The sequence below is a fragment of the Curtobacterium pomorum genome (assembly GCF_044497295.1).
GTDB lineage: Bacteria > Actinomycetota > Actinomycetes > Actinomycetales > Microbacteriaceae > Curtobacterium.
Genome location: NZ_CP172409.1, coordinates 1925181 through 1950229, shown reverse-complemented (window position 1 = coordinate 1950229; position 25049 = coordinate 1925181). Strand labels below are relative to the sequence as shown.

The window sequence follows — 25049 nt, the reverse complement described above, 5'->3', positions numbered from 1 at the left end:
TCAGCGGCTCGGCGCCTCCGGGTGGTGTGCACGCTGCCGTTCGACGACGAGCGGCGCACTGGGCACGCCGCCGCCGACGACCACCTCGCCGACGCCGACCCGCGCTCCGTGCACCCGTCCGATCCCCTTGACCACCCCGGCGCGTCGGTCCGGGTCGGCCTCGCGGTGGTCGCCGCCGGCTGCGAGCACGGCGTCCCGAACGGCGACCGCACCCAGCACCTGCGCCCCGGCACCGAGGATGGCGGGCCCTTCGACGAGGCACCCGCCGGACAGTCGAGCGCTGTCGCCGACGTGCACGTCCGACCCCGTCGCCGTGATCGTGTCGGGACCGGGCCCCACTTCGGCACCGGACCCGATGGTCACCTTTGCCGTGGTCGCGACGACGGTGACGCACCCCGGACCGAGCCGCACGCCGGACCCCACGGTGATCGAGCCGCCGGCGAGGGTCTCGAGCACAGTTCCCGGGTAGAGCACCGTCCCGGCTGCCAGGGCCACGTCCGCACCGATGAGCACCGAGCCGGGATCGAGCACACGGACCTCGGGCAGCAGACCGAGCACCTCGGCGACTGTCAGGAACCCGGCGCCCCGCCGAGCGTCGTCCGCCGGATCCGGCGCGCCGTCGATGTCCATCCAGCGAGCCTCCCACACGCCCGGCGTACGGTGAGCGCATGGCCCGCTCCCCGAAGGACCAGGCGATCGTGCCGCTGCCGAACGCCCAGGTCTCCCCCATGCCCGACGACTCCCGGACCCCACAGGTGCAACAACCCGCCGGGTGGGTCAAGTTGCTCGACCGTGCCATCAGCGTCCAGCGACCGGTGGTCGTCGCGCACGTCAACGCGATCCGCCGACGCAAGCCGGACGCCACCCCCGCCGAGGTCATCCAGATCCTCGAGCGGCAGTACCTCACCGCGGTCACCACCGGTGGCGCAGCGGTCGGTGCGAGTGCGGTGATCCCCGGCGTCGGGATGGTGGCCGCCCTCGGCCTGAGCGGCGCAGAGACGATCGGGTTCCTCGAGACGACGGCACTGTTCGCCCAGTCGGTCACCGAGGTCCACGGCATCGCGCTGGACGACCCTGAGCGGGCACGGACTCTCGTGATGGCGATGATCCTCGGCGCGCCGGGCACGCAGCTGATCAAGCAGCTCGGCGGGCAGATCGCTGGCGGCCAGGCACGCACGGCGTTCTGGGGCGAGATGGTGACCTCGTCACTGCCGAAGCAGGTCGTGAACGGCCTCGGCGGACAGGTCCGCGACCAGTTCATCAAGCGGTTCGCGGTCCGTCAGGGGACGTCGGTGCTCGGCCGCGCCCTCCCGTTCGGGATCGGCGCTGCGGTGGGTGGGCTCGGCAACCACGCGCTCGGGCGGAAGGTCATCCAGGCCTCGCGGACCGGCTTCGGGCCGCCGGCCGCGCACTTCCCGATCGTGCTCGAGCCGAAGTCGGGCAAGCAGCCGAAGTCGGGCAAGCAGCCGAAGTCGGACAAGGAGTCCAGGGCCGACAAGCAGCCCAAGGCCGACAAGCAGCCCAAGGCCGACAAGCACCTGAACACAGAGAACCAGCCCAAGCCGAAGGGCCTGGGCTGGCGCCGAGGATCCGCGAAGGACGAGGACCTCTGGTCGGAGACCCCCGAACGCTGAACCGCTCGGCTCGGGAACCGGCACGGCCCGGTCAGAACGACCGAACCGGCGTCCTGACCACCTGCCCGGCGTGCGCGAACCCGCCGCCGAACCCGAACAGCAGCGCGGGGACGCCCTCGGGCAGGTCGCCGCGCGCCCAGGCCTTCGACAACCCGAGCGGCACACTGGCGGCTGAGGTGTTCCCGGACTCGACGACGTCGCGGATGACGAACTTCGACTCCCCGCCGAGTGCGGTGACGAGCGGCTCGATGATCCGCAGGTTCGCCTGGTGGAACGCGAAGACCTCGATGTCGTCCATCGTGAGTCCGGCGGCCTCGACGACCTTGCGGGCGTGTCCCTCGGCCTCGGTGATCGCCCAGCGGTAGATGGAGCGGCCCTCCTGGTTGAAGCGGCCGGGCGACCCCTCGACGCGCACCGCGTCGAGCAGGTGCGGCACGCTGCCCCACGACACGGGTCCGATCTCGGGGGTGTCGGTGGCGCCGAGCACGGCGGCCCCGGCTCCGTCGCCGACGAGCACGCACGTCGAGCGGTCGGTCCAGTCGGCGATGGCGGACAGGGTCTCGGACCCGATGACGAGCGCGACGTCGGCGGAACCGACGCGGATCGACTGGTCGGCGAGGGCGAGCGCGTACTCGAACCCGCTGCAGGCGGTGTTGATGTCGATGGGCGCGGGACCGTTCGTCATCCCGAGCGCCGCGGCGACCCGGCCGGCGGTGTACGGCGCGCGGTCCTGGTGCGTGGTGGACGCGACGATGACGAGTCCGACGGCCGAGGGCGAGACCCCGGCGTCGGCGAGGGCGTTGCGGCCCGCTTCGATCGCCATCGACGTGACGCTGTCGTCCGGTCCGGCGATGTGCCGGGTCTGGATGCCGGTCCGGGTGCGGATCCACTCGTCGTTGGTGTCGACCATGGTCGAGAGCTCGTCGTTGGTCAGGATGCGTTCGGGCTGGTGGTGACCGAACCCGAGGATCCGGCTGCCACGGAGTGCTGGGGTGTTCACCGACGTCACGGTACTCCTCCCCGGAGCACCGACATGCCCCCGACGGCATGCAGGACCACACGACGCACGACCACGACGCCGCACCGTGCAGAACCGGTACTCCCAGGGCCTGGCACGGTGCCCCTCGGAGCGCGTAGACCGGAGACATGGACTACACACACCTCGGACGGACAGGGCTGTCGGTTTCACGAGCAGTGCTCGGCACGATGAACTTCGGCCCGGAGACCACAGAGGACGACTCGCACGCCATCATGGACCGGGCCCACGAGCTCGGCGTCAACTTCTTCGACACCGCCAACGGCTACGGCGGCTCGGTGGGCAAGGGCGCCACCGAGGAGATCATCGGCCGCTGGTTCGCGAAGGGCGGCGGCCGCCGCGAGAAGACGGTCCTGGCGACCAAGGTCTACGGCGAGATGATCGACTGGCCGAACGGCGGCAAGCTCAGCGCGTTCAACATCCGCCAGTCGCTCGACGCCAGCCTGCAGCGGCTGCAGACGGACCACATCGACCTGTACCAGTTCCACCACGTCGACCGCGCGACGCCGTGGGACGAGATCTGGCAGGCGATCGACGTCGCCGTGCAGCAGGGCAAGGTCCTGTACGTCGGGTCGTCGAACTTCGCGGGCTGGCACATCGCCCAGGCGCAGGAGGCCGCGAAGCGCCGCCACACCTTCGGCCTGGTGAGCGAGCAGTCGATCTACAACCTCGTCGTCCGTGACATCGAGCGCGAGGTCCTGCCCGCCGCCCGCGAGTACGGCCTCGGCGTCATCCCGTGGTCGCCCCTGCAGGGCGGCCTGCTCGGTGGTGTCATCGAGAAGACCGAGAACGGTTCCCGCCGCCTGTCGGGTCGCAGCGCCGAGTACGTCGAGGGGCACCGTGACCAGCTCACGGCCTACGAGTCGTTCGCGAAGGAGCTCGGCCACACCCCGGGTGAGCTCGCCCTCGCGTGGCTCCTCCACCAGCCTGGCGTGACCGCGCCGATCACCGGCCCCCGCACGATGGAGCAGTGGGAGTCCGCGGTCCGCGCCGTCGACATCCGCCTGGACCAGCGTGCGCTGGACCGGCTCGACGAGATCTTCCCGGGGCACGAGACCTCGCCGGAGGACTACGCCTGGTGAGCTGACGGAACGGGCCGGGACCACGGCCCGCGATCAGGACCAAGGACGGGAGGCACGGTGCGCGTCGGACGCGCACCGTGCCTCCCGTCCGCCGTTGCGGCCACTGCACGTGGCGAGCCGCAGGGGCCACGCACGCGCGTCAGAGGGACGCGATCTCCGCGTCCGTCAGTCCGGTCCAGCGCAGGTACGCGCCGACGCTCCCCCAGCGCGACTCGACGTGCCGGACGACGGTGGTCATCGTCTCCGGCACGCACCGCTGGGCGACCGCGGTGGCCTCGGGGTCGGTGCTGACCGCACGTTCCGCGGCGAACCGATCGGCGAGCCCGACAGCACTGGCGGCGTAGTCGACGCCGACGGTCTCGAGCGACGCGCCCCAGAGTCGGGCGAGCAACCCGCTGACGACGCCGGTGCGGTCCTTGCCGGCCGAGCAGCAGACGAGTACGTCGCCGTCGGCCCGGGCGATGGCGCGGAACGCCGCGGCGATCCCGGTGCGGTGCCGTTCGAGCCAGTCGACGTACTGCTCCTCGAGCTGCACGGCCCGGGCGCCGGACTCGACGGTCGACGGGTCGAACAGCGGGACGAGCCGGTAGCCGTCGGTGGTGGCGAGCGGGTGCGGGACGCGGGCGACCTCGTCGTCGCGGCGGAGGTCGACCACGGCGCTGAGGCCCGTCGGGTACGCGTCGGCACCGACGCGCTCGGTGTTCGCGCGGTACACGGTGTGGGCTCGGGCGTCCTGCAGGCCCGGTCCCCCGACCTCGCGCAGGTTGGTGAGGGTCGACGTCGTCGTCATGCGCCCACCCTGTCAGAAGACGGACGCCGCCGGATGCCGGATGCCGGATGCCGGACGACGGACGACGGACCGCACGACGACGGGCCCCGCGCTTGCTGTGTGCGCGGGGCCCGTCGTCGTGCGGGTGGTGCTGGTGTCTGCTGGCTAGCGGACCGAGACCGGCGAGTCGTCGGTCTGCTCGTAGAGGACGTAGCCCTCTTCGCCGTGGACCGCGGTGTCGATACCGGCGACCTCGTCCTCGGTCTTGACGCGGAAGCCGATCGTCTTCTCGATGAGGAAGCCGATGACGAACGCCAGGACGAAGGAGTAGATGCCCACGGCCAGGGCCGCGGTGGCCTGCTTGCCGAGCTGCTCGAACGAACCGGAGTAGATCAGGCCGGTGTCGTTGGCGAAGAAGCCCAGGTACAGCGTGCCGACGATGCCGCCGACCAGGTGGACACCGACGACGTCGAGCGAGTCGTCGAAGCCGAGACGGTACTTCCAGTCGATCGCGAAGCAGCAGATGATGCCGGCGACGAAGCCGAGCAGGATGCCCCAGCCCGGGGTCAGGTTGGCACATGCCGGGGTGATCGCGACGAGACCGGTGACGGCACCCGAGGCGGCGCCGACCGAGGTGGCCTTGCCGTCCTTGAGCTTCTCGACGAGCAGCCAGCCGAGGATGGCGGCGGCCGGAGCGGCGAGGGTGTTGACCCAGGCGATCGCGGCGATGCCGTCAGCGGCGCCCTCGGAGCCGGCGTTGAAGCCGAACCAGCCGAACCACAGGATGGCGGCACCGAGCAGGACGAAGGGCGGGTTGTGCGGCTTGTGCGCACCCTTGGCGAAGCCGACGCGCTTGCCGAGGACGAGCGCCAGGGCGAGACCTGCTGCACCGGCGTTGATGTGCACCGCGGTGCCACCGGCGAAGTCGATGACGCCCCACGTGGCGGCCCAGCCCGAGGTCAGGTTGAAGACCCACGAGGCGACCGGGAAGTAGACGACGGTGACCCAGATGCCGGCGAAGACCATCCACGCGCCGAACTTGGCGCGGTCGGCGATCGCACCGGAGATGAGGGCGACCGTGATGATCGCGAACGTGGCCTGGAAGCCGACGAACGCCATCGACGGGTACGCCGCCTGGATGTTCGAGGACTGCGCCTCCTCGAAGGCCTGGCCGAGACCGATCTGGTTCCAGTCGATGCTGAAGAACCCGACCACACCGGAGACCGCCGTGCCGTCACCGTGGTTGGCGAAGGCGATCGCGTAGCCGTAGAGCACCCACAGGACGCTCACGAGTGCGATCGCACCGAACGACATCATCATCATGCTGATGACGGACTTGGCCTTCACCAAGCCGCCGTAGAAGAAGGCCAGGCCGGGTGTCATGAACAACACCAGCGCCGCCATGACCAACACGAACGTCGTGTTGCCCTGATCAAGCATCTGTTCACCTCTCGATTGCACGAACGGCTCTTGGACCGCCTCGGGTGTCACCGAGTCTGGCGATGCGAGGTTTCGCGAGGGAGCACGATGTGTTTCGCGGATGTAACGCGACGGCGCGGTTTGTAAACGTCGTGTTTCGCACGGCCCGAAGCCCCCTGGAAAGGGGGTGCACCGACCGGTCAGCGGACGGCGAGGGCGAGCGTCAGTCCTGGGCGCGCGTCAGCGCCACGACACGGCTGGCGGCACGCAGGTACTTCTTCCGGTACCCGCCGTCGAGCATCGCGTCGGGGTACACCTGGTCGAGCGGGGTGCCGGAGGCGACGATCCGGACCTGGGCGTCGTACAGCCGGTCGACCAGGGCGACCCAGCGCAGCGCGTCGGTCTGGTCGGTGAACGCCCGGACGTCGGTGAGCCCGACGGCGTCGAGACCCTCGACCAGCGCGACGTACTTCGAGGGGTGGACCGACCCGAGGTGCGCGACCACGGCCGAGAAGTCGTCGAGGGTGGCGTCCCCGGACGGCAGGGCCGCGGCCACGTCGGACACCACACCCGCCGACTCGTCGACCGCGCGGCGGCGGTAGTCGAGCCCGTCGATCCGCATGGTGTCGAACCGGTCGGACATCGCCTGGATCTCCCGCAGGAAGTCCTGCGCCGCGAACCGCCCCTCGCCGAGCGCGCCCGGAGGCGTGTTCGAGGTGGCGGCGAACCGGGTGCCGGTCTCGGTGAGCTCCTTGATCAGGCGCGTCATGACCATCGTGTCGCCCGGGTCGTCGAGTTCGAACTCGTCGATGCAGACCAGCGCGGTCCCCCGCAGCAGGTCCACCGTGCCCTGGAACCCGAGCGCGCCGACCAGGGCGGTGTACTCGATGAACGTGCCGAACGTCTTCCGCCCCGAGGCCGCGTGGTACGCCGCGGCGAGCAGGTGGGTCTTGCCGACACCGAACCCGCCGTCCAGGTAGACACCGGACTTCGCGGCGGGCTCGACCGACTGCTTCCGGCGGCCGAACAGCCCGCGACGGGGCGCCTCGGTCGGACCCGCCGCGACGAACGCGGCGACGGCGTCGCGCACGTCGGCCTGCGAGGCGTAGTCCGGGTCCGGCCGGTACGAGTCGAACGAGGCGTCCGCGAACTGGGGCGGTGGCACGAGGGCCGCGGCCATCTGCTGCGGGGTCACCTGGGGGTCACGGTCGACGAGGTGCGCTGGCAATCGAGTGGGCCTTCCGGGAAGCAAGTCGTGCGGTGTCACGTTGCGGCTGGGGCACGGTACGTCCGCGTACCGTTGCCCACAGGCACCGACGACCGATCCTAGTCCGGTGCCGGATGACCACCTGGAGGTAGCCCACCATGACCGCACCGGTCGACCCGTCCGAGAAGTTCACCGCCTACGCCCACCCGGAGCGTCTCGTCTCCACCGAGTGGCTGCAGGAGCAACTGGACGCCCGCACCCCCGACCTGGTCGTCGTCGAGTCCGACGAGGACGTCCTGCTCTACGAGACGGGCCACATCCCCGGTGCCGTCAAGATCGACTGGCACACCGACCTCAACGACCCGGTCCAGCGCGACTACATCGACGGCGAGGCGTTCGCCGAACTGCTCGGCAGCAAGGGCATCGGCCGCGAGACCACCGTCGTGGTCTACGGCGACAAGAACAACTGGTGGGCCGCCTACGCCCTCTGGGTGTTCTCGCTGTTCGGCCACGAGGACGTCCGCCTGCTCGACGGCGGCCGTGCGAAGTGGATCGCCGAGGACCGCGCCCTCACCACCGACGAGACCGTCGTGACGCCGGCCGAGTACCCGGTCGTCGACCGGATCGACACCGAGATCCGTGCCTACAAGGACGACGTGCTCGCCCACCTCGGGAAGCCCCTCATCGACGTGCGCAGCGCACCGGAGTACAGCGGTGAGCGCACGACCGCGCCCGACTACCCGGAAGAGGGTGCCCTGCGCGGCGGCCACGTCCCCACCGCGGTGAACATCCCGTGGGCCACGGCCGCCGCACCGGACGGCACCTTCAAGCCGCGCGCGGAACTCGACGCGATCTACCGCGAGGGCGCCGGCATCGGCGACGCGGACGAGGTCATCGCCTACTGCCGCATCGGCGAGCGGTCGAGCCACACCTGGTTCGTCCTGCAGCACCTGCTCGGCTACGACAGCGTCCGCAACTACGACGGTTCGTGGACCGAGTGGGGCAGCGCCGTCCGCGTCCCGATCGTGCAGGGCGCGGAGCCGGGTACAGTTCCGAACCGATGAACGACGCCACACTCCCCGCCACCCTCGCCGAGATCCGCGACGACTTCCTCGCCCTGGGCCAGAAGGACCGCCTGCAGCTCCTCCTCGAGTTCTCGAACGAGCTGCCCGCACTGCCCGAACGGCTGCAGGGGCACGAGGACGAACTCGAACGGGTCGAGGAGTGCCAGTCCCCCGTGTTCATCACGGTGACCGTGGGCGAGGACGGCGACGCACCCGACGTCGTCCGCATGCACGCGACCGCTCCGCGCGAGGCGCCGACCACGCGCGGCTTTGCCTCCATCCTGGCGCAGGGCCTGAGCGGCCTGACGGCAGCGCAGGTGCTGGCCGTGCCCGCGGACTACCCGTTGACGATCGGCCTGTCCGAGGCGGTCAGCCCGCTGCGGATCCGCGGCATGGTGGGCATGCTCGGTCGCGTGCAGCGTCAGGTGCAGGCTGCGGTGTCGTAGACGCGACCGGAAGGCGGACGGGAGGCGCGGTGCCAGCTGGCACCGCGCCTCCCGTCTGTTGATCACCGGCACATTTCCCGTTTTGTACTTCAGTACATCACATGCAACAGTGGTCGTCGACACCTTGGGGGGAATCGGCGATGGCGAAGATCCACGGCAACGATCCGACTGGCTACTCGTACAGCGCAGCTGATGCGCTGAAGTCCGCAGCGACCGCACTCGCATCGTCGCTCGGCGACCAGACCGGGCCCCGAGCGTCCCTGGTGACGACCGCGAGCACGCAGTTCCGGGGCTACTTCGCCGAGGTCTTCGCGGACGACGCGGACATCGGTGCACGCAGCGCCACGAAACTCGTTGAGTCGCTGCAAAGCCTTTCGATGTTCGTGCAGGAGCTCCGCGACGCAGCAAGAGACGAAGACGATCGTCGCGTCGATGCCAAGGCGTGGGAAGCCGACAAACGGGAGCGTGAGGAGAACTTCCTCGTCGGCGCCGGGTACGAGATCTCCAAGTGGCTCGGTCGGCAGGATGATCCCAAACCGCCGGAGCCAGAACCGGAACCGCAGCTCCGCGCCGAGCCGGTGAACGTCAAGGGGCGCGAGTTCCCTGCGGGCGGTGGGCCGGGCGGCAGCACGTCATCGGCCGTTCCCGCAGATCTCCGTTCCTTCCAGGCCGGGAGCCGCAGCTTGGACGCAGATCTCTCCGGTGCCGTCACGACCTTCCGGAACGCCCTGGGCGACTACGAGGCGGAGTGCAACCCGTGCTGGGGCATGCTGGATGCCCAGTCACTCCTGACCGCCACCAACGACTGGCTCACCGCCAACGGGCACGACGCCGACTGGGCGGGCACCGTCGCAGCGCAGTTCGAGGCCGCCGGTGGTGGTGCCGGGCCCGCGACGCTGTCGGACGCGGCGATCGCGGCAGCCCTGTCCTCCGCGGGGATCGACGCCGGACGTGACGACTTCACCATCGGGCCGTTCTCGGCCATGGGAACACCCCCGACGAACGGGTTCGCCGACGACCCGGTCAACACCGCTACCGGCAACTTCCTCGAGCCCGAGACCGACCTGTCCTTCGCGGGACAGGCTGCGTCGCTCCGGCTCACCCGCATGTACAACTCACTCGACGGCCGCGTCGGGGTGTTCGGACTCGGGTGGTCCTCCATCCTCGACATCCGGCTCAAGGTCAGCGACGAGGCCGCCTCGGTCGTGCTGGACGACGGCCGGCAGGTCGACTTCCCGCGGCAGGGGGACGGGTGGGGCCGCGGCGTCGGCGAGGACCTGTGGCTCCGGGCCGAGCAGGACTCGCTCGTCGTGCGGGACAACGCCGGCGGTCGGTGGGCGTTCACGCCGTCCGGACTGTGGCTGAGCAGTGCGCGTGGAGCGGGCACCGCCGTGACCGTGCGCCGCGACGAGCATGACCGGATCACCCGGCTCGCGCACGTGTTCGGGCGGTTCGTCGACATCGAGTACCGCGGCGACCGGGTGGCGTCGGTGAGGGCGTCGGACGGGCGACGCGTCGACTACCACTACGACGACGCCCGCCGACTGGTCCGGGCGACCGATGCCGTCGGCAGTCGTGGGTACCGCTGGAACGCGGACGGCCTGATCGACCGGGTGACCGCTGCGACGGGCGTCGTCGAGTGCGAGAACACCTACGACGACCGCGGCCGGGTCGTCGAGCAGCGCACACCGTTCGGACGACAGGTCCGGTTCGCGTACCTGCCGGGTCGGGTCACCTCGGTCTCCGACGTCGACGGGGAGCACGCGAACACCTGGATCGCCGACCGGAAGGGCCGTGTCGTCGGGATCATCGACACCGATGGGCGGCGCCAGTCGATGTCGTACGACCCGCACGGCAACCTCGTCTCGGTGACCGAGCGCGATGGTCAGGTGACCGTGCACGGGTACGACGACCGCGGGCGTCGGGTCCGGACCGTGACGCAGGAGGGCGCGGATCTGACCTTCGGGTACGACGAGCAGGACCGCATGACCACGGTGGTCACCGCGAACGGCGGGGTCGTCGAGTACGAGTACACGGGCGACGACCGGAACCCCTCCGTCGTCATCGACCCTGTCGGCGGTCGCACGCTGCTCGAGTGGCGGGACGGCCTGCTCGTGGGGACGACCGATCCGATGGGCGTCGTCGTCTCCTTCCACCACGACGCGTCCGGTGAGCTCGTCGGCGTCGAGAACGCCGTCGGCGACACCGCGCGGTTGATCCGCGACGCCGGAGGCCGGATCGTCGAGGCCGGCACACCGCTCGGCCACCGGACCCGGTACCGCTACGACGACGCCGGGCTGCTCACCGCGCGCGAGGATCCGGACGGCGGACTGTGGCGGTTCGAGCACGGCGACGGTGGTCGGGTCACCGCGACGATCGATCCGACCGGTGCCCGCACCGAGGTCACCTACGGTCCACACGGCGAGATCGTGGCCACCACGGATCCCCTCGGTCGCGTCGTGACGAAGGACTTCGACGCCTTCGGCAACGTGTCGACGATGACCCTGCCCGACGGTGCCGAGTGGGCGTTCGTCCACGACGCGCTCTCGCGGCTCGAAGCCGTGGTCGACCCGGCCGGCGGCACCTGGAAGCGGGAGTACGACGCGGTCGGAGCCCTCGGCGCCACCGTCGACGCGACCGGTGTCCGCACCGAGGTGCGCCGGTCGCGCACGGACGGCGTCTCCACGGTCCGCGACGCCTTCGACGCCGTGTCCGTGACGACCGACGAGTTCGGGCGTCCGACCCGGCTCGAGCACGCGGATTCCTCTGCTGAGCTGACGACGTACGACGCGTGCGGCCGCCCGGTCGAGCTCGTCGACGCGGACGGTGGCCTCACCCGCATCGAACGTGACCTCGCCGGACGCGTCGTCGCCGTCACCACCCCGGCGGGCCGCACCACCCGGTACGAGTACGACGCGTGCGGCCGACCGGTCTCCGCGATCGATCCCGCCGGCGCACGCACCACGCTGTCCTACGACGCCGATTCACGGGTCGTCGCGCGCACCCTGCCGACCGGCGAGGTCGCACGCACCGAGTACGACCGCCAGGGTCGAGTCGTCCACGCCGACGTCCCCGGGGTCGGCACCGTCCGGTACCGGTACGACCGTGTGGGTCGGGTCGTGTCAGCGCGGGACACCCGCTTCGGCCAGCGGACCTTCCGGTACGACGCCGCAGGACAGCTCGTCGCTGCGGTGAACGGGCTCGGCGGCACCACCCGGTACGAGTACGACCAGCGTGGACGCCTCGTCCGCACCGTCGATCCGCTGGGTGGCGTGACCGTCCGGACGTACACGCAGCTCGACAAGGTGGCCTCGTCCACCGATCAGCTCGGGCGAACGACGACGGCGACCTACGACGCCGCCGGACGACAGCTCACCCAGACCGACCCGGACGGCACCGTGCTGCGGTGGGAGTACGACGCAGCCGGTCGGGAATCCGCGCAGTACGCCGGCGACCGTCTGATCGGCCGCATCGACCGCGATGCCCGCGCCCGCACGGTGACGATCACCGATGAGACCCGTCCGGACTCCCCCACCGCCCACGTCCTCGAGTTCAGCCGGCTGGGGCAGCTCGTCCGACGCTCGACCGGCGCGCGCGAAACGCGGTGGACCCACGATGCCGACGGCCTCCGCACCTCGGTGCAGTCCCCTGACGGGTCCACGACCCGGTACGAGCACGACGCCACCGGACGGGTCGTCCGCGTCGATCACTCGGCCTTCGGCGAAGTCCGGTACCAGCACGACGCGGCAGGGCGGCTCCTGGAGGCCCGCGCCGGCGATCAGCTGCAGAACTGGGACTACGCGAACGGACACGTGGTCCGGCACGCGCGCATCGACGCGGACGGTACGCAGGTCAGCACGATCGAGCGCGACGCCGGCGGACGCATCACCCGGGTCGACGGCGCCGGGGGGAGCGTCTCCTACGAGCACGACGAGGCTGCACAGCTCGTGGCCGCCGTCCACGACGGTGGTCGCACGGACTGGGTCTACGACGCAGCGGGTCGTCTGGTCGAGGAAGGGATGGACTCCGGGGCCCGACCGTTCACGTACGACGCTGCCGGACAGCTGAAGAGAGTCGACGCTCCGGACGAGGCGCCCGAGGTGGAGTACGCGTACGACGGCGCTGGTCGTCGGGTGCAGGCGCTCCGAGCCGACGGGGTGACGACCACGTACGGCTGGACCCCGCAGGGTCGCCTCACCGGGGTGACGGAGACTGCAGCGGCCGGCAGCACCACGACCGACCTGCACGTCGATGCCCTCGGCGAGCTCGCCCACGTCGACGGCGTACCGATCGACTGGGACACCGCCGCGTTCGCCCCGACGCTCCTCGCAGTCGGTGACACACCGGTCGTCCGAGCGCCGGGCGGCGTGATCGGGGTGGACGACGGTTGGACCACCAGCGGTCGACGTACCGCGAGGGCAGCCGCCGACGCCGACCCGTGGCAGGCGCTCGCCGACCTCGAAGGCTCGGCCCCGCCGGGCGACATCGCGCTCGGCGCCGACGGTTCGCTGCAGGTCGCCGGACTCGAGTGGATGGGCGCCCGTGCCTACGACTCGTCGTCGCGCGGCTTCCTGTCCGGCGACCCGGTCACCGCGCCCTCCGGAGCAGCCTGGGCCGGCAACCCGTACTCGTTCGCCGGCAACGATCCACTGCACGCCATCGACCCGCTCGGACTCGCACCGATCACGGACGCGGAGCTGGAGGCCTACGCGGCGGCCGAGCAGGGCCCCCTCACCCGTGCCGCGGCCGCCACCGGGGACTGGTTCGCGAACAACTGGGAGTACGTGGCCGGCGGTGCGATGGTCATTGCAGGCGGTGTTCTGCTCGCCACCGGCGTCGGTGGACCGCTCGGCATGGTGCTCATCAGCGCCGGTGCCGACACCATCATCCAGAAGGCCACCACCGGCGAGGTCAACTGGGGACAGGTCGCCGTCAGTGGGGCCTTCGGTGCCGTCGGCGGTGGTGCCGGTGCCTTGCTCGGCAAGCACGTACTCGGGAACGCAGCCGAGGGTGCGATCGAGAACGCTGCGAACTACGCGGTCAGTGGGCAGCCGGTCACCCCTGCCGGTCTGCTCAGGAGTGCGGCCGAGGGTGCGGTGACGTCAGCGGCGTCCGGTGGCACACTGTCCAAGGTCCATCTTCCGACCGCGGTGAACAAGCTCGGCGACGACGTACCAAAGCCTCCGGACGGACAGTGGTTTCCGAAGCGCCCACTTCCGAGTAGTCGTCACGGCGTACGCTTGCCTGAGTCCGAATATCCGCACACCCAACTCGGGTGGCGGTTCAAGAAAAACGCCCCTTCGCATCCTCAGGCCCGCGAGTTCGGAACTGACGGCCTTCTTCTTCGAGACATCGACTTCACCGATCACAACACACCGCATTTACATCCGAATCCACATTTCCACGAGTACAAACCAAGCGAGGCGGGCGGAGGCCGGAGCCGTGGCAGCGCACAACCCCTTGTGGAGTAGAAGCATGCTGTCGTACCAACTTCAATTGGATGCTCATCAGCGTCGACGCCGACACCATCTTCCAGAAGAACACCACCGGCGAGGTGAACTCGGGCCGGGTCGCCGGCAGTGGGGCCTTCGGTGCCGTCGGGGGTGGCGCCAATGCCATGATCGGGAAGCACCTACTCGGGGACGTGGCAGAAGGTGAGTGACAGGCTGGCGATCCCGGTGGTCTGCTCCGGAACGCTGACGAGGGCGCGGCGACGTCGGCGGCCTCGGGAGGGGGCGATGTCGATTGGCCACTTGCCGACATCGGTGGCGAATCTCCAGGACGATGTTCCCGTTCCCAAGAAGCCTGACAGGAGTTGGAACCACAGCGACCGCTTCCAAGCTCGCTCAAGGAGGTTTGATTGCCAGAGTCCGACTACCGGCACACAGAACTTGGTTGACGCTCGAGCGAGAGAGATGGCAAGAAAATTGCCCGGCCTCTCCTCTGAAAGAATGGGATAGAATGCTGCGAATATTTACTCGTGAATTCAAGCAAGGAGACGAGAGACGATTCGACCTCGCCGATGTGGTGTCCTCCCTTCATCTGCCACAGCTCTCCTGGACAGCTGAAGACATTTTCGTCAACGTATCGAAGGACCCCGGATTGAACGTTGCTGAACTGGAACAGGTTTCAAGCGCACCTGACTCGCCAAACCCGGTGCTCGAAGATGCTGATTTCATACGTCTCGTCGGAGCAACACAACAGTTCATCGATGGCGAGTTCGTCGGTTACGATCAATCGAACGTCGGAGACATCGACAAAGCAGTCATTCGGCTCGATATGAGCGACGGTTCGTACTGGACCATCATCCTCGATGTGGATCGGGTCAAAATTCAGGATGAGTTCTTGCAAGAGTTCGGGCCGGGCGAACCAATATCGGCAATGACTACCCGCGCCGCAGGGCCTCAGAGCGAAAGGCTTCTCTGACATCTAACAGGTGCCAGCCTGGAGCTGAAAGAGCGCGGGCGGGAAGTAGCAAATGACGACGAAACGTCGTTCAAGAATCCCATTGGTCCACGCGTCGCAGGCTAGCGATCCGTTGGGGGCACCTCACGCACGAGCGGATTCGCAGACGGGAGCAGCCTGGCCCGGCACCGGGAGTCTCCGCGGTGGTGCTCGCGAAGCTTCGTGAGCGGAAAGGGTCGAGTGCGCGACGGTGACCCGACCATTTCTGCTCACGAAGCGACCGAACGGACGCAACGTCGGACGGGAGGCCCGTGGCGGGGTCGCCACGCGCCTCCCGTCCGCCCTTCGGTCGCGTCTACCGCGCGCTGGCCGCCCCGCGCCGCTGGACCACCTCGGTGAGCCACGCGAGGATGCGGGCGTCGAACCAGTCGGCGTCGTGGTTCCAGAGCTTGGTGTGCCGGGCCGTGGTCTGCACCTCGAGCCGTACCAGGTCGGGTCGGGCGCGTGCCAGGTCGTGCGACGCGGACGACGGCACGAACCCGTCGTCGTCGCTGTGCAGGAGCAGGATCGGCACCGTGAGCTCGGCGGACCGGGTGACCATGTCGAGCTCGCGCAGGTCGACGGGCTGCTGCAGGCCGGCGAGGCGGTGCAGCACCGGCGTGCGGAGCAGGCGCTGGGCGACCTTGCGGACCGGGCGCGGCAACCCCATGAGCTGGCTCTGCGACTTGAGCACCGCGTGCCAGTCGACCACGGGCGACTCGAGCACCACGCCGTCGACGAGCCCGGCGAACCGTGAGCGCAGCAGGGTCTGCAGCACGACGGCACCGCCCATCGACCAGCCCATGAGCACGACGCTCTGCGCGTTCTGCGCACTGAGCCAGCGGAGGACGGAGTCGATGTCCTCCCACTCGGTGCTGCCGAGGCCGTAGCGGCCGTCGACGCTCGGCGGGGCGACGCCGTCGTTCCGCCACGACGCGAGGACGACCGAGTAGCCGGCAGCGCGGAAGACCGGGACGGCGCGGATGGTCTCGGCGCGGGTGACGCCGCGCCCGTGCACCAGGACGGCCCACGGGGCATCCGGGTCGTCGGCGCGGACGACCCAGGCGGGTGCGGGCCCGTTCGGGGTCGGGATGTCGATGTCCTCGACGGGCACGTCGAGCTCGCCGGGGGTCAGGTAGAACCATCCGCCCCAGCGACCGCGGCGTGCAGCGGTCGGGTCGCCGGCGTCGATCGCGATGATGCGGCGCGTGACGGTGGTGTCCGTGGTGCCGAGGACCTGGCCGACGCGCATGTGGCCGGTGCCGGCACCGAACCAGAGCGAGTACCGGCCCTGCAGCTCGGTGTCGGCGGTCCGCTCGATGGTCACGGTCATCCGGACCGGGTCGACGGCGTGGATCGGGACGCGTTCGGTGCGCTTGCGGTCCGGGGTGACGACGGCACGGGCGACGGCGGCGACGAAGCCGCCGATGACAGCCGTTCCCACGGCGGCGGCGGCCAGACCGGCGCCGAGTGCGATGAACCCGGCCGATCGTGCGGTCTCCTGGACGGCGTCCTCGGCGGGTCGCGCGGATCGGGACATGGCCCGGAGCCTAGTCTGCATGTGTGTCCGAAACCCGAGAGCCCGACGCCTTCGCGCGGCTCCGCGCGTTCGTGTCCTCCGGCAGCAGCCGTTCCGAGACCACCGTCACCGAGATCCCCTCGCCCACGCGGATCGCACCGTTCTCGATCGCCCTGGCGGCGGACGTGTCCGGCACCGCGCACGGCGTCGAGTCGGACCTCGGCACCGGGCGCTTCATCGCCCTGTACGACCCCGAAGAACCCGAGGGCTGGGGCGGTGCCTTCCGGGTCGTCTCGTTCGCCCAGGCGCCGCTCGAACCGGAGATCGGCGTCGACGAGTTCGTCGCCGACGTCACGTGGAGCTGGCTCGTCGACGCGCTCGAGACGCACGGCGCCGAGTACGACCACGCCTCGGGCACGGCCACCAAGATCATCTCGCGCGGGTACGGCGACCTCGCCGCACAGGGTGACGGCGCCCAGCTGGAACTCCGCGCATCGTGGACGCCGCGCGGTGACGACCTCACCGCGCACGTCCGGGCATGGCAGGACATCGTCGCCATGCTCGCCGGTCTGCCTCCTGCCTCGGACGGCGTGACCCTGTTGGCCCCGAGGAGGCTCGCCAAGTGACCGACCCCGTCAGTTCGACCCCCGGTGCACCGGACCCCGCGTTCGAGGACTCGCACGAGGCCGTCAAGGTCATCGACTCGCGTGACGACTACCTGGCCGCCGTCGCGGCGATCGCTGCGGGTCACGGCCCCGTTGCCGTCGACGCCGAGCGCGCCAGCGGCTACCGCTACTCGCAGCGCGCCTACCTGATCCAGGTGTTCCGCCGCGGTGCCGGCGCGTTCCTGTTCGACCCGATCCCGATCGGCGACTTCTCCGAGCTGCAGGCGGCCATCGTCGACGAGGAGTGGCTCTTCCACGCCGCGTCGCAGGACCTGCCGTGCCTGCAGGAGGTCGGCCTCGTCCCGACCCGCATCTTCGACACCGAACTCGGCGCGCGCATCGCAGGGTTCCCCCGGGTCGGGCTCGGTGCCGTCGTCGAGCAGCTGCTCGGGATCACGCTCGCCAAGGCGCACTCGGCGGCCGACTGGTCGACCCGACCGCTGCCGCAGTCGTGGCTCGTGTACGCATCGCTCGACGTCGAACTCCTGCCGGACCTGCGCGACGCCCTCGCCGCGAAACTCGACGAGGCCGGCAAGTCCCGCATCGCGGAGGAGGAGTTCGACGCGGTGCTGCACCGCGCCCCGAAGCCCGTCCGCGCCGAGCCGTGGCGCCGGCTGTCCGGCATGCACGCCCTCCGTGGTGCCCGCGCGCTCGCGATCGCCCGGTCGCTCTGGCTCGCCCGCGACGAGTACGCCCGCGCGGCCGACATCGCTCCCGGGCGCACCATCCCCGACGCCGCCATCGTCGCAGCGGCGGCGGCCGCACCCGCGTCGCGCGCCGAGCTCGGCGGGCTGAAGGCCTTCACCGGCCGGGCCAGCCGGTCCGAGCTCGACCGCTGGTGGGCCGCGGTGGACGAGGGCCGGACGACCGAGGACCTGCCGAAGCTCCGCGGATCCGGCGAGGCCACGCTCCCGCCGCCCCGCGCCTGGGCCGACCGCAATCCCGCGGCCGACCGCCGGTACAAGGCCGCCCGTGCTGCGGTGACGAAGCGGTCCGAGGAGCTCGACATCCCGCTCGAGAACCTGCTCACCCCGGAGACCCTCCGGGTGGTGTCGTGGGCACCGCCGTCGCCACCGTCGACCGAGCTGGTCGGGGCTGCCCTCGCCTCGCACGAGGCCCGTCCGTGGCAGGTGGAGGAACTGGCCTCGGTCATCGCCTCGGCCTTTGTCGCTGCTGCACAGCAGCCCGCGGCGACGGATGACGTCGAGTCGTAGGAACCGCCCAACCGGCATGCGGCCGCCCAGCCTGGGGGCATAGCGTCGGGAGCGTCGCCGGGCGAGGCCCGGCCGGCCGGAGCGATGAGCGTTCCGGCCCGATCGAAGAGGATCTGGGAGGCCCGGATTGCCAAAGGCATCAGACGTCGTGTTCGTGGACGGAGTACGGACGCCGTTCGGACGAGCCGGCGAGAAGGGGGTGTTCTGGAAGACCCGGTCCGACGACCTCGCGGTGCACGCGATGCGCGGACTGCTCGACCGGAACGCCTCGCTCGACACCGCAGCGGTGGACGACGTCGCCGTCGCGGCGACCACGCAACAGGGTGACCAGGGGCTGACCCTCGGCCGCACCGTCGGCATGCTGGCCGGCCTGCCGAAGTCGGTTCCGGGGTACGCGATCGACCGCATGTGCGCCGGTGCCATGACGAGTGTCACGACGCTCGCGGGAGCCATCGCCTTCGGTGCCGCGGACCTCGCGATCGCCGGCGGCGTCGAGCACATGGGACGCCACCCGATGGGCTTCAACTCCGACCCGAACCCGCGGTTCATCGCCGAGCGCATGGTGTCCAGCGATGCACTGGTGATGGGCTCCACCGCCGAGCGCCTGCACGATCGCTTCCCGGCGATCACGAAGGACCGCACGGACGCCTACGCCGTCCAGTCGCAGCAGCGCTACGCCGCCGCCTGGGCAGCTGGCAAGCTGCAGCCGGACATCATCCCGGTCGAGGTGAACAAGGGCGACGGCTGGGACGTCGTCAGCACCGACGAGCCGCCGCGTCCGGGCACCACGCTCGAGGCCCTGGCCGCGCTGAAGACCCCGTTCCGTCCGCACGGGCGCGTCACCGCCGGCAACGCCGCCGGCCTCAACGACGGCGCGACGATGAGCCTGCTCGCCTCGGCCGAGGGCGCCAAGGAGCACGGCCTGCCCACGAAGATGCGGATGGTCTCGTTCGCCTTCGCCGGCGTCGAGCCCGAGGTCATGGGCGTCGGCCCGGTCCCCGCCACCGACAAGGCGCTGTCGAAGGCCGGCCTGTCCATCGACGACATCGGCCTGTTCGAGATCAACGAGGCGTTCGCCGTGCAGGTGCTCGCGTTCCTCGACAACTACGGCATCGCCCAGGACTCCGCGAACGTCAACGCGTGGGGCGGCGCGATCGCCGTCGGCCACCCGCTGGCATCGAGCGGTGTCCGCCTGATGACGCAGCTCGCGGCGCAGTTCGCCGAGCGTCCGGACGTCCAGTACGGCATCACCACGATGTGCATCGGGCTCGGGCAGGGCGGCACCGTCATCTGGGAGAACCCCGGTTTCAGCAAGTCCGCAGCACGTTCGGCTCGGAAGGGGGCTTGAGCATGACCACCGTCGACACCGACCGCCTGTCCGAACTCAGCGAGGACGAGGTCGTCACGCACTCGTTCGTCAAGCACGTCACGATGCCCTCCGGCGGCACACTGGCGCTCATCACGCTCGACAACGGCAAGGACTACAAGCGTCCGAACACCCTCGGGCCGCGTACCCTCCACGAACTCTCCGGGGTGCTCGACACCCTGAAGACCGAGGCGGCCGCCGGGACGATCCAGGGCGTCGCGATCACCGGCAAGGAGTACTGCTTCGCCGCCGGGGCCGACCTGTCCCAGGCCGCGGCGGTGCCCTCGCGCGAGGCCGCCCACGACCTGGCCGCCCTCGGGCACGCCACGCTCCGCAAGTTCTCCGACCTCGGGGTGCCGTCGTTCGCCTTCGTGAACACCCTGGCCCTCGGCGGTGGGCTCGAGATCGCCCTGCACTGCACGTACCGGGCGTTCTCGTCCGCCGCGCAGGGCATCGGCCTGCCCGAGGTCTTCCTCGGCATCATCCCCGGCTGGGGTGGCGCGACGCTCCTCCCCCGCCTGATCGGCCCCGAACGAGCGCTCCGCGTCATCGTCGAGAACCCGCTCAAGAACAACCGCCTGATGGACGGCCCGGCCGCGGTCGAGATCGGCATCGGCGACGTGCTCATCCCGTCGGTGACGTTCCTGCCCGCAGCGGTGGCCTGGGCCGACGGCGTCATCACCGGCGCGACCAAGGTGGTGCGCAAGAACGAGCCGGGCATGCTCGAGAAGGCTGCCTGGGGCACCGTCGTCAAGGTCGCGAGGGGGCAGGTGGCGTCGAAGATCGGCACCGTGCCGAAGTCGCCGTTCCGAGCGCTCGACCTCGTCGCCGCCGCTCGCGGCGGCTCGTTGGACGAGCGGTTCGCCGACGAGGACGACGCCCTCGCCGACCTGCTCTCCGGCGACCAGTTCGCCGCGTCGATGTACGCGTTCGACCTGGTGCAGAAGCGTGCGAAGAAGCCCGTCGGCGCTCCGCAGGGCGTCGAGCCGAAGAAGATCACGAAGGTCGGTGTCCTCGGCGCCGGGCTGATGGCGTCGCAGTTCGCGCTGCTCTTCGCCCGACGCCTCGGCGTCCCCGTGGTGATCACCGACGTCGACCAGTCCCGCGTCGACGCCGGCGTGGAGCGCATCCGTGGCGAGGTCGCGAAGCTGCTCGACAAGGGCCGGATCTCCCCCGACGACGCCAACCGCATCACGGCCCTCGTCAGCGGCTCGGTGTCCTACGACGCCTTCGCCGACGCCGACTGGGTGATCGAGGCCGTCTTCGAGGAGATGACCGTCAAGCAGGAGGTCTTCCGGAAGATCGAGCAGGTCATCGCCCCGGATGCCATCCTCGCGACGAACACCTCGTCGTTGTCGGTCTCCGAGATGGGTTCGGTGCTGTCCGACCCGTCGCGCCTGGTCGGGTTCCACTTCTTCAACCCCGTCGCCGTGATGCCCCTGCTCGAGGTCGTCCGCACCGCCGAGACCTCCGACGAGACGCTCGTCACGGCACTCGCCGTCGCGAAGACCCTCAAGAAGACGGCGATCATCACGGCCGACCAGCCGGGCTTCGTCGTGAACCGCGTGCTCGCACGGGTGCTCGGTGAGGCCATGCGCGGCGTCGAGCAGGGCACCTCGTTCGACGTCGTGGCGGCCGGTGCCGCGCCGCTGGGACTGCCGATGTCGCCCTTCGAGCTGCTCGAGCTCGTCGGACTGCCGGTCGGCGCGCACGTGCTCGACTCGCACCACGCCGCGTGGCCGGAGCGCTTCTACCCCGGTGACGGGCTGAAGAAGATCGCCGAGCACGGGAAGATCCTCACCCGCGACAAGAAGGGCAACGCGACCGGGTACGACCCCGCCGCCGTCAAGCTCGTCGCGCCGTCCAAGAAGGACGCGAAGCCCGTGGACGCCGCAGCGATGCAGCAGCGCTTCGAGGACGCCCTGGCCGACGAGCTGCACCGCATGCTCGAGGACGAGGTCGTCCAGCACGTCGAGGAGATCGACCTCGGCCTGATCCTCGGTGCGGGCTACCCGTTCCAGGCCGGTGGGATCAGCCCGTACCTCGACCGCAGCGGTGCGTCCGAGCGCGTCTTCGGTGGGAGCTTCCACGACCCGCGGATCGTCGGCCCGGCTTCGCGCTAGCCGGCGCGAGTCCGTCCCGCACAACCGAAGTCACCCCGAACCGCGGATCGCCGTGGTTCGGGGTGACTTTGGTTGTGCGTGGCCGGCCCGCTGCAGTGTTGTCCACCGCCGTCGTGAGCCGCCGTCAACCGCCGACGCAGTCGTTGCTGCCGCTGAAGCACGGCGGGACCGACGGCCGTGGTGCCGACGGCTCGGGCGGCTCGTTGTCGTACGACGTGAAGTACGCGGCGCTGTGCGTCACGACGAGCACGTAGTCCGCCCCGCTCGCCCGGACGGCCTCATCGCGTCGGTCGACGCCGAGACCCGGTGCGGACTGCACGACGGACGATCCCTCCGACTGCCACAGTCCGAGTGACCCGTCCCAACCGCGGACCCGCACGACCGCGAACCGGTCCTGCCCGAGGTCGCTGCCGAGTGCGATCGACTGCCGCCCACCGATGTCGACCAGGGACGGTGTCGATCCGTCCGGCTGGATCGCCTGTGCCACGAGGTCTTCGTCGGTCAGGCCGCCCGCCCGCAGTGCCGGACCGACGATGCGCACCGCGTCGACCGGTGTGTCCGCACCGTCGATCGTGTACACCGCTCCGGCGTCGATCCGACACGTCGTGCCCGAAGCGGGCTGGAAGAACCCGGAGTTGCTCGCGTGGCCGCACGTGTCCGTCCAGGTGGCATCGACCCGGTGGACTGCGGCGGTGCCCTTCCAGTCGACCACACGGTGCATCGTCTGTCTGGCGCCGATTCGGGCATCTGCACCGAGCTCCGGCGCGACCGAACCGTCGTTCATCGCTGCGCACCCTGAGGACAGCGCCACCACGGCGAGACCGATCGCCACCGCCGTCGTCCTGAACCCCCGTCGCATGCAGCGATCCTGCCAGACGTCCCCGAGGGACATGCCCCTGACGGCATGGGTGACCTTCCGGCGGAACCAGGTTCCGGACACAGCACCGCGGAAGTACGTGGTGCCATGTCCGGAACCTGGTTCCGCGCGACCCGACTAGCGGTCGGACGCGGCCGACTCCCTCGACCGTGCGGGCTTCGCCTGCGGCAACTTCGTCCCGACGACCTGGTCGATGACGTCGCGGGCGATCGCCTGCGCCGTCAACCCGACGTCGGCGAGGATCTGCGTCCGGGTCGCGTGGTCGATGAACTCGTCCGGCAGGCCCAACTCGTTCACACCCGTGTCGACCCCGGCGGCCCGCAGGTCCTGCCGCAACCGGGTGCCGACGCCGCCCACGCGCACGCCGTCCTCGATCGTGATGACGAGCCGATGCGTGCGCGACAGCTCGATGAGCGACGACGGGATCGGCACCACCCAGCGCGGGTCGACCACGGTGACGCCGATGCCCTGCGCCTCGAGCAGCCCGGCGGCCTCGAGTGCGGTCGGCACCATCGAGCCGACGGCCACGAAGAGCACGTCCTCGACGCCGTCCGCGGCGGCGTGCAGCACGTCGACGCCGTCGGGGAGACGACGGACCGCGGGGATGTCCGGCCCGACCTGGCCCTTCGACCAGCGCAGCACGGTGGGGGCGTCGTCGACCGCGATCGCCTCGCGGAACTCCTCACGCAGGGTCGCGGCGTCGCGCGGAGCCGCGATCCGGATTCCCGGCACGACCTGCAGGAGCGCGAGGTCCCACATGCCGTGGTGCGAGGGGCCGTCCGGCCCGGTGATCCCGGCGCGGTCGAGCACGAAGGTCACGCCGGCCTTGTGCAGGGCGACGTCCATCAGCACCTGGTCGAACGCACGGTTCAGGAACGTCGCGTAGAGCGCCACGACCGGGTGCAGGCCGCCGTAGGCCAGACCAGCTGCCGTGGTGACGGCGTGCTGCTCGGCGATGCCGACGTCGTACACGCGGTCGGGGTGCTGCTCCTGGAACAGGTGCAGCCCGGTCGGCCGGAGCATCGCCGCCGTGATCGCGACGATCCGAGGGTCCGAGTCACCGGCCGACGCCAGCGCCGACGCGAACACCGAGGTCCACGACGGCCCCGACGCGGCGTCGAGCGACTCCCCCGTCTCCGGATCGATGTGTCCGACGGCGTGGAACTGGTCGGCCTGGTCGCGCAGGGCGGGTTCGAACCCGTGCCCCTTCTCGGTGATCGCGTGCACGATCGTCGGGGCACCGTAGGCCTTCGCCTGGCGGAGCGCCGCTTCCATCGCCCGCTGGTCGTGGCCGTTGACCGGGCCGATGTACTTGATGTCGAGGTTCGAGTACAGCGCCTCGTTGTTCGTGAACCGCGACAGGAACCCGTGCAGGCCCCCACGCATCCCTCGGTAGACCGCACGTCCGGGGGCACCGAACCGGTCCGCCACCGCCCGCGAGGTCTCGTACAGCGCCCGGTACTCGCGCCGCGTCCGCATCGAGCTGAGGAACCGCGCCATGCCACCGATCGTCGGGGCGTAGGACCGGCCGTTGTCGTTGACCACGATGACCAGCCGGCGGTCGTTGTCGTCCGAGATGTTGTTGAGCGCCTCCCACGTCATCCCGCCGGTGAGGGCACCGTCACCGACGACCGCGACGACGGTGCGGTCGGTCTGGCCGGTCTGCCCGAAGGCACGGGAGATCCCGTCGGCCCAGGACAGCGACGACGACGCGTGCGAGGACTCGACGATGTCGTGCTCCGACTCGCTCCGCTGCGGGTAGCCGGCGATGCCGCCCCGCTCGCGCAGCTTCGAGAAGTCCTGCCGCCCGGTGACGAGCTTGTGCACGTACGACTGGTGTCCGGTGTCGAACACGAACGGGTCGTTCGGTGAGTCGAAGACCCGGTGCATCGCGAGCGTCAGCTCGACGACGCCGAGGTTCGGTCCGAGGTGCCCGCCGGTCTTCGCGACCTCGGCCACCAGGAACCGGCGGATCTCGGCGGCCAGGTCGGTCATCTGCGCGTCGGAGAGACGCTTCAGGTCGCGCGGCGACGTGATGCTGCTGAGCAGGCTCACGGGCGCTCCTTTCGTGGGGCTGTCGGCCCACTCTATGCGCGCAACCGGCAGACGGACTGGAGGCCCGTGGCGGGTTCGCCACGGGCCTCCAGTCCGTCGTGTGGTCGCGTCAGCGACCCGTGCTCACGT

General features: G+C 70.3%; 19 protein-coding genes. 11 read left to right on the top strand and 8 right to left on the bottom strand.

Annotated features, from left to right (window positions below; translation table 11 throughout):
* Positions 1-630 (bottom strand): hypothetical protein, encoded by a 630-nt coding sequence (locus ACGH48_RS09315; protein ID WP_396291100.1) that lies wholly within the window; start codon positions 628-630, stop codon positions 1-3.
* A gap of 38 nt (positions 631-668) precedes the next feature.
* Here ACGH48_RS09315 and ACGH48_RS09310 point away from each other — a divergent pair, with 38 nt between their 5' ends.
* Positions 669-1634, top strand: a complete 966-nt coding sequence (locus ACGH48_RS09310) for a hypothetical protein (RefSeq protein WP_396291099.1) — start codon at positions 669-671, stop codon at positions 1632-1634.
* Positions 1635-1665: 31 nt separating this feature from the next.
* Here ACGH48_RS09310 and ACGH48_RS09305 read toward each other — a convergent pair whose 3' ends face one another.
* A complete protein-coding gene (locus ACGH48_RS09305; RefSeq protein ID WP_340197713.1) occupies positions 1666-2634 on the bottom strand; it encodes a beta-ketoacyl-ACP synthase III in 969 nt (322 codons plus the stop codon).
* A 146-nt stretch (positions 2635-2780) separates the two neighbouring features.
* Here ACGH48_RS09305 and ACGH48_RS09300 point away from each other — a divergent pair, with 146 nt between their 5' ends.
* Positions 2781-3752 (top strand): aldo/keto reductase, encoded by a 972-nt coding sequence (locus tag ACGH48_RS09300; protein ID WP_123312750.1) that lies wholly within the window; start codon positions 2781-2783, stop codon positions 3750-3752.
* A 139-nt stretch (positions 3753-3891) separates the two neighbouring features.
* Here ACGH48_RS09300 and ACGH48_RS09295 read toward each other — a convergent pair whose 3' ends face one another.
* The 3 genes from ACGH48_RS09295 to zapE form a co-directional block, all read right to left on the bottom strand.
* Positions 3892-4542 carry a tyrosine-protein phosphatase gene (locus tag ACGH48_RS09295; protein WP_123312751.1) on the bottom strand — a complete coding sequence of 217 codons (651 nt, stop codon included), beginning with the start codon at positions 4540-4542 and terminating at the stop codon, positions 3892-3894.
* A 144-nt stretch (positions 4543-4686) separates the two neighbouring features.
* Positions 4687-5961, bottom strand: coding sequence for an ammonium transporter (locus tag ACGH48_RS09290; protein ID WP_111086361.1), 1275 nt, complete (start codon positions 5959-5961; stop codon positions 4687-4689).
* A 202-nt stretch (positions 5962-6163) separates the two neighbouring features.
* The gene (zapE, locus tag ACGH48_RS09285; RefSeq protein WP_340197717.1) at positions 6164-7120 is read right to left on the bottom strand and encodes a cell division protein ZapE; all 957 of its coding nucleotides are present in this window, start codon (positions 7118-7120) and stop codon (positions 6164-6166) included.
* Between the two features lie 185 nt (positions 7121-7305).
* Here zapE and ACGH48_RS09280 point away from each other — a divergent pair, with 185 nt between their 5' ends.
* The 5 genes from ACGH48_RS09280 (at position 7306) to ACGH48_RS09260 (ending at position 15083) form a co-directional block, all read left to right on the top strand.
* On the top strand, positions 7306-8211 hold the full coding sequence (locus tag ACGH48_RS09280; protein WP_340197711.1) for a sulfurtransferase: 906 nt from the start codon (positions 7306-7308) through the stop codon (positions 8209-8211).
* A complete protein-coding gene (locus ACGH48_RS09275) occupies positions 8208-8657 on the top strand; it encodes a SufE family protein (protein ID WP_123312753.1) in 450 nt (149 codons plus the stop codon). The genes ACGH48_RS09280 and ACGH48_RS09275 overlap by 4 nt, the downstream gene beginning before the upstream one ends.
* A gap of 140 nt (positions 8658-8797) precedes the next feature.
* Entirely contained in the window at positions 8798-14128 is a 5331-nt protein-coding gene (locus tag ACGH48_RS09270; RefSeq protein WP_396291098.1) for a DUF6531 domain-containing protein, read from the top strand.
* Between the two features lie 29 nt (positions 14129-14157).
* Complete coding sequence (locus ACGH48_RS09265; protein ID WP_396291097.1) at positions 14158-14319, top strand: hypothetical protein; 162 nt, start codon at positions 14158-14160, stop codon at positions 14317-14319.
* A 233-nt stretch (positions 14320-14552) separates the two neighbouring features.
* A complete protein-coding gene (locus tag ACGH48_RS09260; protein WP_396291096.1) occupies positions 14553-15083 on the top strand; it encodes a hypothetical protein in 531 nt (176 codons plus the stop codon).
* A 334-nt stretch (positions 15084-15417) separates the two neighbouring features.
* Here the strand turns inward: ACGH48_RS09260 and ACGH48_RS09255 are convergent, their stop codons facing one another.
* Positions 15418-16641: an alpha/beta fold hydrolase gene (locus tag ACGH48_RS09255; RefSeq protein WP_396291095.1), complete on the bottom strand. Its 1224-nt coding sequence runs from the start codon at positions 16639-16641 to the stop codon at positions 15418-15420.
* 23 nt (positions 16642-16664) lie between these two features.
* On the opposite strand from ACGH48_RS09255, the gene ACGH48_RS09250 reads away from it, so the two are divergent.
* The 4 genes from ACGH48_RS09250 to ACGH48_RS09235 all read left to right on the top strand — a co-directional run bounded on the left by ACGH48_RS09250 (position 16665) and on the right by ACGH48_RS09235 (position 21988).
* A complete protein-coding gene (locus ACGH48_RS09250) occupies positions 16665-17246 on the top strand; it encodes a DUF3000 domain-containing protein (protein WP_123312757.1) in 582 nt (193 codons plus the stop codon).
* Complete coding sequence (locus ACGH48_RS09245; protein ID WP_396291094.1) at positions 17243-18499, top strand: HRDC domain-containing protein; 1257 nt, start codon at positions 17243-17245, stop codon at positions 18497-18499. Before ACGH48_RS09250 ends, ACGH48_RS09245 begins: the two co-directional genes overlap by 4 nt.
* A gap of 127 nt (positions 18500-18626) precedes the next feature.
* On the top strand, positions 18627-19847 hold the full coding sequence (locus tag ACGH48_RS09240) for a thiolase family protein (RefSeq protein ID WP_123312758.1): 1221 nt from the start codon (positions 18627-18629) through the stop codon (positions 19845-19847).
* Positions 19848-19849: 2 nt separating this feature from the next.
* On the top strand, positions 19850-21988 hold the full coding sequence (locus ACGH48_RS09235) for a 3-hydroxyacyl-CoA dehydrogenase NAD-binding domain-containing protein (RefSeq protein ID WP_396291093.1): 2139 nt from the start codon (positions 19850-19852) through the stop codon (positions 21986-21988).
* Positions 21989-22112: 124 nt separating this feature from the next.
* On the opposite strand, the gene ACGH48_RS09230 is transcribed toward ACGH48_RS09235, so the two are convergent.
* Entirely contained in the window at positions 22113-22847 is a 735-nt protein-coding gene (locus tag ACGH48_RS09230; protein WP_396291092.1) for a hypothetical protein, read from the bottom strand.
* A gap of 135 nt (positions 22848-22982) precedes the next feature.
* Positions 22983-24920, bottom strand: coding sequence for a 1-deoxy-D-xylulose-5-phosphate synthase (gene dxs, locus ACGH48_RS09225; RefSeq protein ID WP_396291091.1), 1938 nt, complete (start codon positions 24918-24920; stop codon positions 22983-22985).
* Positions 24921-25049 lie beyond the last annotated feature (129 nt).